The organism is Lysobacter zhanggongensis, assembly GCF_046638635.1.
Classification (GTDB): Bacteria; Pseudomonadota; Gammaproteobacteria; order Xanthomonadales; family Xanthomonadaceae; genus Novilysobacter; species Novilysobacter luteus.
The window spans coordinates 1-11,349 of sequence record NZ_JBJXHK010000055.1; the positions used below are offsets into that span (position 1 = coordinate 1).

At 71.0% G+C, this 11,349-nt stretch carries 12 protein-coding genes; 5 read left to right on the plus strand and 7 right to left on the minus strand.

Translation table 11 applies throughout. From position 1 onward, the window contains the following. Both ACKVMH_RS09785 and ACKVMH_RS09790 read left to right on the plus strand, forming a co-directional pair. Positions 1-1,155: DNA-3-methyladenine glycosylase 2 (locus tag ACKVMH_RS09785; protein ID WP_412700139.1), on the plus strand; the 1,155-nt coding region annotated here is incomplete at its 5' end. After that, positions 1,152-1,658: a methylated-DNA--[protein]-cysteine S-methyltransferase gene (locus ACKVMH_RS09790; protein WP_412700140.1), complete on the plus strand. Its 507-nt coding sequence runs from the start codon at positions 1,152-1,154 to the stop codon at positions 1,656-1,658. The genes ACKVMH_RS09785 and ACKVMH_RS09790, both read left to right, overlap by 4 nt. Before the next feature lie 36 nt (positions 1,659-1,694). Here the strand turns inward: ACKVMH_RS09790 and ACKVMH_RS09795 are convergent, their stop codons facing one another. After that, positions 1,695-3,011 carry a formimidoylglutamate deiminase gene (locus ACKVMH_RS09795; protein WP_412700141.1) on the minus strand — a complete coding sequence of 439 codons (1,317 nt, stop codon included), beginning with the start codon at positions 3,009-3,011 and terminating at the stop codon, positions 1,695-1,697. A gap of 80 nt (positions 3,012-3,091) precedes the next feature. On the opposite strand from ACKVMH_RS09795, the gene hutI reads away from it, so the two are divergent. Further along, positions 3,092-4,327, plus strand: a complete 1,236-nt coding sequence (gene hutI, locus ACKVMH_RS09800) for an imidazolonepropionase (protein WP_412700142.1) — start codon at positions 3,092-3,094, stop codon at positions 4,325-4,327. A 77-nt stretch (positions 4,328-4,404) separates the two neighbouring features. On the opposite strand, the gene ACKVMH_RS09805 is transcribed toward hutI, so the two are convergent. Continuing rightward, positions 4,405-4,590, minus strand: coding sequence for a 30S ribosomal protein THX (locus ACKVMH_RS09805; RefSeq protein ID WP_215218547.1), 186 nt, complete (start codon positions 4,588-4,590; stop codon positions 4,405-4,407). Between the two features lie 137 nt (positions 4,591-4,727). After that, positions 4,728-5,138, minus strand: coding sequence for a MerC domain-containing protein (locus ACKVMH_RS09810; RefSeq protein ID WP_412700143.1), 411 nt, complete (start codon positions 5,136-5,138; stop codon positions 4,728-4,730). 77 nt (positions 5,139-5,215) lie between these two features. Between ACKVMH_RS09810 and ACKVMH_RS09815 the strand changes: the two genes are divergently transcribed. Next, positions 5,216-7,417 carry a TonB-dependent receptor gene (locus ACKVMH_RS09815; RefSeq protein WP_412700144.1) on the plus strand — a complete coding sequence of 734 codons (2,202 nt, stop codon included), beginning with the start codon at positions 5,216-5,218 and terminating at the stop codon, positions 7,415-7,417. Here the strand turns inward: ACKVMH_RS09815 and ACKVMH_RS09820 are convergent. Next, entirely contained in the window at positions 7,414-7,908 is a 495-nt protein-coding gene (locus tag ACKVMH_RS09820) for a transcriptional repressor (protein ID WP_412700145.1), read from the minus strand. The genes ACKVMH_RS09815 and ACKVMH_RS09820 overlap by 4 nt on opposite strands. A 9-nt stretch (positions 7,909-7,917) precedes the next feature. Beyond that, positions 7,918-9,324: a glutamate--tRNA ligase gene (gltX, locus tag ACKVMH_RS09825; RefSeq protein WP_215218551.1), complete on the minus strand. Its 1,407-nt coding sequence runs from the start codon at positions 9,322-9,324 to the stop codon at positions 7,918-7,920. 81 nt (positions 9,325-9,405) lie between these two features. Here gltX and lpxH point away from each other — a divergent pair, with 81 nt between their 5' ends. Beyond that, the gene (gene lpxH, locus ACKVMH_RS09830; RefSeq protein ID WP_412700146.1) at positions 9,406-10,140 is read left to right on the plus strand and encodes a UDP-2,3-diacylglucosamine diphosphatase; all 735 of its coding nucleotides are present in this window, start codon (positions 9,406-9,408) and stop codon (positions 10,138-10,140) included. Here lpxH and ACKVMH_RS09835 read toward each other — a convergent pair. Next, a complete protein-coding gene (locus tag ACKVMH_RS09835; RefSeq protein ID WP_412700147.1) occupies positions 10,137-10,637 on the minus strand; it encodes a COG3650 family protein in 501 nt (166 codons plus the stop codon). The genes lpxH and ACKVMH_RS09835 overlap by 4 nt on opposite strands. 45 nt (positions 10,638-10,682) lie before the next feature. After that, positions 10,683-11,349, minus strand: a 667-nt coding sequence (locus tag ACKVMH_RS09840; protein ID WP_412700148.1) for a ferritin-like domain-containing protein, incomplete at its 5' end; no start/stop codon positions are given.

An 11,349-nucleotide genomic window follows, 5' to 3' on the forward strand; every position in this document is an offset into this window, starting at 1 on the left:
ACGGAGACCGCGCTGCCCATCACCGAAGTCGCGCTGGCGGCGGGGTTCGGCAGCCTGCGGCGGTTCAACACGAGTTTCCGCGAGGCCTACCGGATGGCACCGCGCGACTTGCGCCGTCGGCCGCGTGCCGCGTCCGACGAGACGTTGACCCTGCGGCTGGGATACCGCCCGCCCTATGACTTCCCGGCGATGCTCGCGTTCCTGCGCCACCGCGCACTGCCCGCGGTCGAAGTGGTCGGCGAGGACGCCTACGCCCGTGTGATAGCACCGCCCGAAGACGCGCCGGATGCGGCCCCGGGGTGGTTGCGGGTATCGGAAGCCGGTGGCGACGGGCACGCATTGCTGTTGCAGGTGCATGGTGTGGCCCCGGCACGGTTGTTGCCGATCGTCGCCCGCCTGCGCCGGATGTTCGACCTGGATGCCGACCCACGGATGATCAGCGCCGCCCTGTCATCGGATCCCTTGCTGCAACCGATGCTGCAACGCCACCCGGGGCTGCGCCTGCCGAGCGGTTGGGACGGGTTCGAGATTGCCGTGCGCGCGGTGCTGGGCCAGCAGGTGAGCGTCGCCGCCGCGCGAACACTTGCCACGCGGCTGGCGCACACGTTCGGCCGCCCATTGGACACCCCGCTGGCGCCCGGACTGGAACGGTTGTTCCCGACGCCGGCGGCGTTGGCCGATGCTGACCTTTCGTCGATCGGTGTCACCCGTGCCCGCGCCGACACCCTGCGTGGCATCGCGCGGGCACTGTTGGACGGACGGGTTGATTTCAACGCCGAACGCACGCTGGAGGATTTCACCGCGCGCTGGGTCGCACTCCCCGGCATCGGACCGTGGACGGCCCAATACATCGCTATGCGCGCGCTGGGCCACCCCGACGCCTTCCCGGCCGAAGACCTGGTGCTGCGACGGGTGGCTGCCGACGGCGACGCCGCGTTGACCACCCGGGCGCTCTCGGGCCGCGCCGAAGCCTGGCGGCCGTGGCGGGCCTACGCCGTGATCCACATGTGGCGCCAGGCTTCCGAAGAGGCCGTCGCGGCGGCCAGCCGGACCGCCCCGGCAGCCAGGCGGAAGCGCGCGCCCGGCACGCCCGCATCCCGATCACGCACCGCGCGGGGCACACGCGTCGCGCATCCCCGCGGAGGACACGCATGAGTACCACCTACACCACCATCGAAAGCCCTGTCGGCCCGCTGCTGCTGGCCGCCGGCGACGACGGCCTGCACGCGATCGAGTTCCACGCCTCGCGCCACCCGGTGCGGCGTGGTGCCGACTGGCAGCAGGGCCACCACCCGCTGCTCGACCGTGCGCGCGAGCAGCTCGCCGGGTACTTCGCCGGCGAGCGCCACGGTTTCGACCTGCCGCTGGCACCGCGCGGCACCGAGTTCCAGCGCGCGGTGTGGCATGCACTGGCCTCGATTCCCTACGGCCAGACCGTCAGCTACGCGCAACTGGCCGCGCGCGTGGGCCGGCCGACCGCAACCCGTGCAGTGGGTGCCGCCAACGGCCGCAACCCGCTGCCGATCGTGCTGCCCTGCCACCGGGTGATCGGCGCGGACGGCAGCCTGACCGGTTTCGGCGGCGGACTGCCCACGAAGCAGTTCCTGCTGGAGCTGGAAGGCGCCCTCCCCCGCGCGGACCTGTTCGCGGTCGCCTGACACGCCGCAGGAGGCACGTGGCGACGCGCAAACCCTTCAGTCCCGCAGCAATTCGCCGATCGCGGACCGGTAGCCCGCAGCGATCGATTCCGCCGCGACGTGCCGTCCATCGGCCACCAACCGACGGCCCGCGACGGTTGTCTCGCGCACCAGGTTGCGGTTGCCGGCGAAGATCCAGCGGTCGACGGCGTCCGCGTCACTGGCCCCCGCCAGCAGCGCGGCATCGCCATCCAACAGCAGGACGTCCCCACTGTCGATGCCACTGGCCTGGCCGGTGGAATCGGCGGCGCTGGCGACCACGTCGTGCAGCAGGGCTTCCCCCACGCTTGGGCTCCGTGCGCTGGCGGCAATGTTGCGACGGCCGGTCAGCAGGCGCTGGCCGTACTCGAGCCAGCGCAGCTCTTCCACCGGCGACACCGAGATGTGCGAATCCGAGCCGATGCCCCAGCGGCCGCCCGCGTCCAGGAAGTCGCGCAGCGGGAACAGGCCGTCGCCGAGGTTGGCCTCGGTGGTGGGGCAAATCGCCACGGTGGCGCCGGACGCGGCGATGCCGAGGATTTCCGAACCGACCAGGTGGGTTGCGTGGACCAGGGTCCAGCGCGCATCGACGTCGGCGTTTTCCAGCAGCCACTGGACGGGACGGGCGCCGCGCACGGCGATGCACTCGTCGACCTCGGCCACCTGCTCGGCGACGTGGACGTGCACGCGGCAGTCGCGCGGCAACGCCGCCAGCACCGTGCGCATCGCATCCGCTGGCACCGCACGCAGGCTGTGCAGGGCGCAGCCGATCCGGGTGGTGTCGTCCTGCTCGCCGCGCAGGTTGTCGAGGAGTTGCAGGTAGCTGTCCACGTCGTGACCGAAGCGCCGCTGCCGGTCCCCAAGCGGACGGCCGTCGAAACCGCCGGTCATGTACAGCACCGGCAACAGCGTAATGCGGATGCCGGTGTCGCGCGCGGCCTGCAGCAACGCGCGCGACATCGCCGCGGGGTCGTCGTAGCGACCGCCGTCGGGCGCGTGGTGGAGGTAGTGGAATTCGCAGACGGTGGTGTAGCCGGCCTCCAGCATTTCCGCGTACAGCTGGGCGGCGACCGCGTGCAGCGTGTCGGGCGTGAAGCGGCCCGCGAACCGGTACATCGTCTCGCGCCAGGTCCAGAACGAATCGTGCCCCGCGCGCGCGCCGGGTCCGGGCGCGGACTGGCGCTCGGCCATGCCCGCCATCGCCCGCTGGAACGCATGCGAGTGGAGGTTGGCGATGCCCGGCAGTCGACGCGACCGCGCGCCCTCCCCGCTCGCGTCGTCGCCAGCGCGCCAGCCGTCGGGCCGCCAGATGCGGATGTTGTCGTGGGTATCCATCCGGCGATTGTCGCGTGGCCGCGGCTGCGCCGCGACCCCGGTGCGCCGGCCGGCGTCGACCCGCCGCCTACAATGCCGCCATGAACACGCATGAAGCATCCGACGCCCGTCCCTGGGACGGCCTGATCCTCGGCGCCTCGCTGGCGACCCTCGACGGCGAGGGCTACGGCGCCGTCACCGACGGCGCGCTGGGCTGGCGCGACGGCGTCATTACCTACGCCGGCCCGCGCGACGGCCTGCCGGGCGAGCCGGACATACTCGCTCCCACAGTGGTCGAGGCCAGCGGCTGGATCACGCCCGGGCTGGTCGATTGCCACACCCACCTGGTGTTCGCCGGCGACCGCGCGCGCGAGTTCGAGATGCGCCTGGAGGGCGCCAGCTACGAGGACATTGCACGGGCGGGCGGCGGCATCGTTTCCACCGTGCGCGCGGTACGCGAGGCGGATGCCGACGAACTGCTGCGCCAGTCGCTGCCGCGGGCCCGGGCGCTGCTGCGCGATGGCGCCACCACGCTGGAGATCAAGTCCGGCTACGGCCTGGACTACGACAACGAACGCAAGATGCTGCAGGTCGCGCGCCGGGTCGGCGAGGAGCTCGGCATCACCGTCCGCACGACCTACCTGGCCGCGCACGCCCTGCCGCCGGATTTCGCCGACCGGCCCGATGCCTACATCGACGCGGTGATCGAGTGGCTGCCGCGCCTGCACGCCGATGGGCTGGTCGACGCGGTCGACGCGTTCTGCGAAGGCATCGGTTTCAGTGCGGCGCAGACACGGCGGGTGTTCGAGGCTGCGCGGGCGCTCGGGTTGCCGGTCAAGCTGCACGCCGACCAGCTCAGCGACCTGGGCGGGGGCGGGCTGGTGGCCGCGTTCGGCGGGCTGTCGGCCGACCATGTCGAGCACACCAGCATCGACAGCGTGCGCGCGATGGCGGCGTCCGGCGCGGTGGCGGTACTGCTGCCCGGCGCGTTCCACGTGCTGCGCGAAACGCGGCTCCCGCCGCTGGATGCGTTCCGCGGGCACGGCGTGCCGATGGCGGTCGCCACCGACTGCAACCCGGGCACGTCGCCGTTGTTGTCGATGCGCCAGGCCATGCAGCTGGCCTGCACCCACTTCCGCCTGACACCCGAGGAGGCCCTGCGCGGTGCCACGGTGAATGCCGCACGTGCGCTCGGCCTGGACGACCGCGGCCGGCTGAGGGCCGGCCTGCGGGCGGACTTTGTCCGCTGGGACGTGGCCCACCCGGCCGAACTGGGCTACTGGCTCGGGGGTGAACTGGCCGCCTCTGTCCACGTCGACGGCCGGCAGGTCCGCTGAGCCGCCGGTCGCACCGGCCACATACGAAAAAGCCCCGCACTGGCGGGGCTCCTCGTCGACACCGGCGATCCGGCGTCTTACTCCTTGACCACCTTCTTGGCGACCTTCTTTGCCGGCGCCTTGCTGACGGTCTTGGTGGTGGCGGTCTTCTTCGCAACCGGCGCGGCAGCGGTGCCGGCGGCCTTGGTCACGGCCTTGCGGGCGTTGCCGTAGCTGGAGTTGTAGCGCTTGCCCTTGGCGGTCTTGCGGTCGCCTTTGCCCATGGTCTTGCTCCCGGATCGGTACTTGAACAGTTGAAAAACCCGCACGTGGAAGCGCGGGCCCGTGGTGTCGCATCGGAGCCGCGGTCGTGGCGCGGGAAGCTGCCTAGCCTATCACAGGCCCCGACCGGGCCGTCGGCTCAATGGGCGCAACCGGCGTCGTGCACGTGGCCGTGGTTGAGCCGCAGGTTGGCAAGGTGCCCCAGCCCGACCAGGGTGCCGCCAAGCGTCATCGCCACCGCGTGCGGCACCACCGAATGGTGGAGCGGCGGATACAGGACCCCGACCCAGAGCACCAACAGGCCGGGGACCAGCAGCCCGAGCGCCCGCACGGCACGGTGACGGCGGTAGCTCCACGAAAGGCTGCCCAGCCCCAGCAGGCTGGCGAACACCACGAAGGCCTGCTCCAGCGCGTCGCCGGCAAACAGCGCCACCCCGAGCGAGGGCAGCAGCGCGATCAGCACCGGCAGCAACGCACAGTGGACCGCGCAGGCAATCGAGCCGTAGGCCCCGAGGCGGTCCAGCAGGCGGTGGCGTTGGCGGGGAGACATGAACCGTGACTTCCGGGAGGGGTGTCGAAGTTGGTGGAATAATATAACATTTCGACACCACCGCAACTGCCAACGACATGTCCGCGTCCCGTCTGCGCCACCTGCCCCTCTCACTCGCAATCGCCCTGTCGATGCCGCTGGCCGCCCAGGCCCACGAGGCGCAGGACCCTACCGGCACCGGCCACGACCATGAACCGACCGACCTGGCCCGCGTTGAAGTCCGGGCCACGCCGCTGGCCGGTACCGCCGACAACCTGGTGCGCCCGGTCGAGGTGCTCGCGGGCGAGGCGCTGGACGCGGCGAAGGCCAGTTCGCTGGGCGAAACGGTCAACAAGTTGCCGGGCGTGCAGTCGTCGTATTTCGGCCCCGGCGTGGGCCGGCCAATCATCCGGGGTTTCGACGGCGCGCGCGTGCAGGTGTTGAGCGATGGATTGGGGTCGGGCGACGTCTCGACCGTCAGCGCCGACCACGCGGTAAGCATCGAGCCGTTCCTGGCCGACCAGATCGAAGTGCTCAAGGGCCCGGCAACCTTGCTCTACGGCAGCGGTGCGATCGGCGGCGCGGTCAACGTGATCGACGGGCGCATCCCCGAGGCGGCGACGGTGGAACCGCTGGAAGGCCGCGCCGAACTGCGCGGCGGCACGGTCAACGACGAGCGCACGGGCATGGTGCGGCTGGACGGCACGTCGGCCTCGGGCAACGTGGTCTTCCACTTCGACGCACTGCATCGGGAAACCGGCGACTACGACATCCCCGGTTCGGCGGAGAGTGCGGCGACCCACGCCGGGCACGAGGAAGAGGACGGGCACGAGGAGGTAGTCGTCGGCCGGCTGCCCGGGAGCGCCATCCGCACCGATTCGGCCGCGCTCGGCCTGTCATGGGTGGGCGACCATGGATTCATTGGTGGCGCCTACAGCCTGTTCAACAGCCGCTACGGCGTTCCCGGCCACGCGCACGGTGCTGGTGAAGCCCACGGCGACGAGCACGGGCATGAGGACGAAGATGCCGACGGGGAACACGCCGAAGGCGGCGTCCGCATCGTGATGGACCAGCGTCGCAGCGAGTTGCGCGGCGGACTGGACGACCTCGGCGCGTTCCAGTCGCTGCGGGTCAAGCTCGCTCGCACCGAGTACACCCACACCGAATTCGAGGGCGGGGCCGTCGGTACGGTGTTCGACAACATCGCCACCGAGGCCCGGGTGGAACTGGTCCACCAGCCCATCGCCGGATGGACCGGCGCGCTGGGCGCGCAATGGTCGCAGCGCGAGTTCCTCGCGGTCGGCGACGAGGCCTTCGTCCCGGGCTCGGATTCGCGCGACGCCGGTCTCTTCTGGATCGGCGAGCGTGCATTCGGCCCCACCCGGCTCGAGTTCGGCGCCCGCCACGACCGCAACCGCGTCGATATCGAAGAGTCCCGCGCGATCGGTCCCGACCGCGACTTCGACACCACCAGCCTGTCGGCCGCGCTGCGCTGGGACATCGGCGAGGACGTCCACCTGTCGTTCGGCCTGGACCGCGCGCAGCGCGCGCCGACCGCCGAGGAGCTGTATTCCAGCGGCATCCATGTGGCCACCGGCAGCATCGAGCTGGGCGATCCCGACATGGACGTGGAGACCGCCAACCGCGCCGAGGTCGGCGTCCACTGGCACAACGGGCCGTTGCGCATCGGCGCGTCGGTGTTCCAGGTGCGGTTCGACGATTTCGTCTATCTCGCCGATACCGGCATCGTGGAGGACGGGTTGCCGGTACGCGCGTGGACCCAGCACGACGCCCGCTTCAACGGCGCCGAGGCGGAACTGGACTGGACCTTCGTCGACAATGCCAGCGGCGCATGGGCGATGCGCGTGTTCGGCGACGTCGTGCGGGCCGAACTTGACGGTCGCGGGCGCCGCGAGGTCGCGCTGGCGATGCCGCACGGCGACCATGCCCACCACCACACCGCGAGCCTGGCCAACGACGGCCACCTGCCGCGCATCGCCCCGGCCCGCGCCGGCGCCGAACTGCGCTGGGAGGCCGGGCCCTGGCGCGCATCGCTGGGCGCGGTGCGCTACATGGAGCAGGACGACGTGGCCGAACACGAGGCCGCCACGCCGGGCTATACGCTGGTCGACGCACACCTGGCGTGGCATGCCGACACCCGCGGCGGCAACGCGTGGGAAGTCTTCGTGGACGGGAGCAACCTGCTCGACGAGGAAGCGCGGCCGCACACGTCGTTCCTGAAGGAACTCGCGCCGCTGCCGGGGCGCGGCATCGAATTCGGCGTGCGCGCGTTCTTCTAGCTGCTGGCCTGCGCCCTGGCGCAGTCGGCGCACAAGCCGTGCACCTCCAGCGTCTGCGCCTGCGGCAGGAAGCCCAGCGCGCGGGCGCGGCGGTCGAGCGCATCCACGATCTGCTCATCCTCCAGCTCGGTGGCCAGGTTGCAGCGGTCGCAGATGAGGAACGGCACCGCGTGCTGTTCGCCGCCCGGGTGGTGGCAACCGACGAAGGCGTTGATGGACGAGAGCTTGTGGATGAAGCCGTGCTCGAGCAGGAACTCGAGCGCGCGGTAGACCGTCGGCGGCGCCGCGGCACCGTGGGTCTCCTTCATCAGGTCGAGCAGTTCGTAGGCCTTCACCGGGCGGTCGGCGGCGGCGATCAGGCGCAACGCGTGCGCGCGGATCGGGGTCAGCCGCAGCCCGCGCGCCTCGCACACCCGCTCCACCTCGCTGACGAAACCTTCGGCGTCGTCGACGTGGTGCTGGGGGTCGGTGCAGGCGTGGTGGTGGCCCATGTCCCCGATCTAGTCGCCCGCCGGCACTTTTGCAAGGGCGGCATCGATCCGCCGCAGCGCTTCGTCGCGACCGGCGAGGTAGACCGTGTGCGAGATGTCCGGGCTCACTTGCGTGCCGGTGATCGCCACCCGCATCGGCTGGGCGACCTTGCCCATGCCCAGTTCCAGCGCGGCGGCGGTCTCGTGCAGCGCGGCGTTAATCGCGTCGGTGGTCCATTGTGGCAACGCGGCCAGGCGCTCGCGCGCATCGGCCAGCGGGGCACGGGCGGCGGGCTTGAGGTGCTTCGCCACCGCCGCCTCGTCGTACTGCGTGAGCGGGCCGAACCACACGGCGGCGCGCTCGGCCATTTCCTTCAGCGTCTGCACGCGGTCGCGCAGGGCCAGCACGATGTCGGCAGCGGCCGGGCCGTTGGCGAGGTCGTAGCCGGCGTCGCGCAGGTGCCATTCCAGGTGTGCGGCCACGGCGGCCGGCTCGTCGGCCTTGAGGTACTGCTGGTTGAGCCAGCCGAGCTTGGCCGGGTCCAGCCGCGAGGCCTTGGCGTTGACGTCCTTCAGATCGAACAGCGATTTCATCTCGTCGATCGAGAAGATCTCCTGGTCGCCGTGCGACCAGCCCAGCCGGACCAGGTAGTTCAGCAGCGCGTGCGGCAGGTAACCGGCGTCGCGGTACTGCATGACGTCGGCCGCCCCGGTGCGCTTGGACAATTTCGCACCGTCGGGATCGAGGATCATCGGCAGGTGCGCGAAATGCGGGACCGCGGCGCCGAGCGCCTGGTAGATGTTGATCTGGCGCGGCGTGTTGTTGACATGGTCGTCGCCACGGACGACGTCGGTGATGCCCATGTCGATGTCGTCGACCACCACCGCGAAGTTGTAGGTCGCGTAGCCGTCGGAGCGGAAGATCACCAGGTCGTCCAGCTCGCTGTTGGCGATCTCGATGCGGCCCTTGACCTTGTCGTCCCACGCGACCACGCCGTCGAGCGGGTTGCGGAAGCGGATGACCCGGTTCGGATCGTCGCGGTACGGCAGTGCGGCGTCGCGCGCGGCACCGCTGTAGCGCGGCTTGTCACCGGCGGCCATCGCGGCTTCGCGCATCGCCTCCAGCTCGTCCTTGGTCTCGTACGCGTAGTACGCATGGCCGGACGCAACAAGTTGCTCGGCGACCTCGCGGTAGCGGTCCAGGCGATGGGTCTGGTAGACCGGGCCTTCGTCGTAGTCGAGCCCGAGCCACTCCATCGCCTGCAGGATCGCGTCGATCGCGGCCTGGGTGCTGCGCTCGCGGTCGGTGTCCTCGATGCGCAGGATGAACTGGCCGCCGCGGCGACGCGCCTCCAGCCAGCAGTACAGCGCGGTGCGCGCGCCGCCGATGTGCAGGTAACCGGTGGGGCTGGGGGCGAAGCGGGTGCGGCAGGTCATGCGATCGTGCTCGGGACAGGCGAGCCGCCGATTTTAGCCGGTCGCCCCGGGGCCCGCGCGCGGCACCCTTACAATGCCGCGATGACCACGCTTTTCATCGCCGACCTCCACCTCGACGCCGAGCGGCCGGAAATCACCGAGCTGTTCGGTCGCTTCCTGCGAAACGAGGCCCGGGGTGCCGACGCGCTGTACATCCTCGGTGATCTGTTCGAGGCCTGGGTCGGCGACGATGATCCCTCCGACACCGGCACGTTGGTCGCCGAGGCGCTGCGCGCGGTGTCGGCTGCCGGCACGCCGGTGTCGTTCATGCACGGCAACCGCGATTTCCTGCTCGGGCATGACTTTGCGCGACGCGCCGGCATGGCGATCCTGACCGATCCGTCGGTGGTGTGCCTGTACGGCCGCCCCACTCTGCTCCTGCACGGCGACACCCTGTGTACCGGCGATGTCGCCTACCAGCAGTTCCGTGCGCAGACCCGCAACCCGACCTGGCAGCGGCAGTTCCTGGCGCAGCCGCTCGCGGCAAGGCTCGCGTTCGCGCAGCAGGCCCGCGCGGCCAGCAAGGCGCACCAGTCGGGGCTGTCGTCGCAGGGAACGATGGAGACCATCACCGACGTCGCACCCGACGAGGTCGCGGGCGTGTTCGCGCGGTTCGGGGTCGACACGATGATCCACGGCCACACCCACCGTCCCGCCATGCACCAGGTGGATGTCACCGGACGCGCGCGCCGCCGCATCGTGCTCGGCGACTGGTACGAGCAGGGTTCGGTGTTGCGGGTGGACGCGGCTGGCGAACGCCTCGAAGCGCTGATCTAGCCTGCCGCATCGGGTGCTTCGCCGACCGGGTCACCGGTGCGGCGCGCGCAGCCGGTCATGCTGGTGGCGCCCCAGTCGAACCGGGCGGTGAAGTCATGCCGCCAGCCCGACATCGAGTCCTGGCAGGGCTGGTCGCGCAGCTCGAGCTCGAACTCCCGGCCGTCGTGCTCGCCGCGGTAGACGACATTGCCGTCGCGCGCCTCACGCGTGGCCTGCAGTACCAGGCCGGGCATCTGCTCCGGCGTGCTGTAGATCAGCGCATCGCCGTCGACCTCGACCGACCAGAACGGCTCGTTGCCACCGGCGATGAACGCAGTGACGTCGACCATCGGGGAGTTGGCGGTCGTGGCCGGCGGCGCCGACGCATCCACCGGGGCGGGACTCGCCGTGGTGTCTGGCGCGGTGGCACCGTCCTGCGGGTCGGCCGTCTCCTCGGCAGTACAGGCGGCAAGCAGGCCGACCAGGGCCAGCGCAGCAAACAGTCGTGGAGCGGTCATGGCGGCATCCCGGTGGGCGACGGCGCGAGCGTGACGCGCGGGCGGTCAGCGCCCCGTGAGTGCGGCGGCCTCGCGCAGCATCGCCAGCTCGTCCTCGTCGAACCCGGCGGCCGCGCGGGCATCGAAGTTGAATGGGCCGTGCAGCACCGCGCGCGCGTAGTCGGCCAGCAATGCACGGAACGTCGGCCCCGGCGCCTTGCCTTCCCGCTCGCAGTACCAGCGGAACCAGCGCGACCCGGCAGCGACGTGGGCCACCTCCTCGCGCAGGATCGTTTCCAGGATCCGCACCGTTTCCGCATCGCCGAGCCCGCGCAGGCGATCGATCATGCCGGGGGTCACGTCGAGCCCGCGGGCCTCGAGCACGCGCGGCACCAGCGCCATCCGCGCCAGGCCGTCATGTGCGGTCTTCTCGGCCATTTCCCACAGACCGTTGTGGGCGTCGAAGTCGCCGTAGTCGTGGCCCAGGTCCAGCAGCCGCGCCCTTAGCAGGGTGAAGTGGCGGGCTTCGTCGTTCGCGCAGGACACCCAGTCGGCGTAGAAGGCCGGCGGCAGGCCACGGAAGCGGTAGACCGCATCCCAGGCCAGGTCGATCGCATTGAACTCGATGTGGGCGATCGCATGTATGAAGGCCGCGCGGCCCGCATCAGTGCCCAGGCCACGCCGGGGCAAGTCGCGTGGATGGACCAGCCGCGGCCGCGGCGGGCGCCCGGGC

Bases quoted from the DNA above. Each gene is read 5' to 3' on its own strand.
- ACKVMH_RS09835 (WP_412700147.1), bottom strand. From the start codon at position 10,637: ATGACCGCTCCACGACTGTTTGCTGCGCTGGCCCTGGTCGGCCTGCTT.
- gltX (WP_215218551.1), bottom strand. From the start codon at position 9,324: ATGACCTGCCGCACCCGCTTCGCCCCCAGCCCCACCGGTTACCTGCAC.
- hutI (WP_412700142.1), top strand. From the start codon at position 3,092: ATGAACACGCATGAAGCATCCGACGCCCGTCCCTGGGACGGCCTGATC.
- ACKVMH_RS09815 (WP_412700144.1), top strand. From the start codon at position 5,216: ATGTCCGCGTCCCGTCTGCGCCACCTGCCCCTCTCACTCGCAATCGCC.
- ACKVMH_RS09805 (WP_215218547.1), bottom strand. From the start codon at position 4,590: ATGGGCAAAGGCGACCGCAAGACCGCCAAGGGCAAGCGCTACAACTCC.
- ACKVMH_RS09790 (WP_412700140.1), top strand. From the start codon at position 1,152: ATGAGTACCACCTACACCACCATCGAAAGCCCTGTCGGCCCGCTGCTG.
- ACKVMH_RS09795 (WP_412700141.1), bottom strand. From the start codon at position 3,011: ATGGATACCCACGACAACATCCGCATCTGGCGGCCCGACGGCTGGCGC.
- lpxH (WP_412700146.1), top strand. From the start codon at position 9,406: ATGACCACGCTTTTCATCGCCGACCTCCACCTCGACGCCGAGCGGCCG.
- ACKVMH_RS09820 (WP_412700145.1), bottom strand. From the start codon at position 7,908: ATGGGCCACCACCACGCCTGCACCGACCCCCAGCACCACGTCGACGAC.
- ACKVMH_RS09810 (WP_412700143.1), bottom strand. From the start codon at position 5,138: ATGTCTCCCCGCCAACGCCACCGCCTGCTGGACCGCCTCGGGGCCTAC.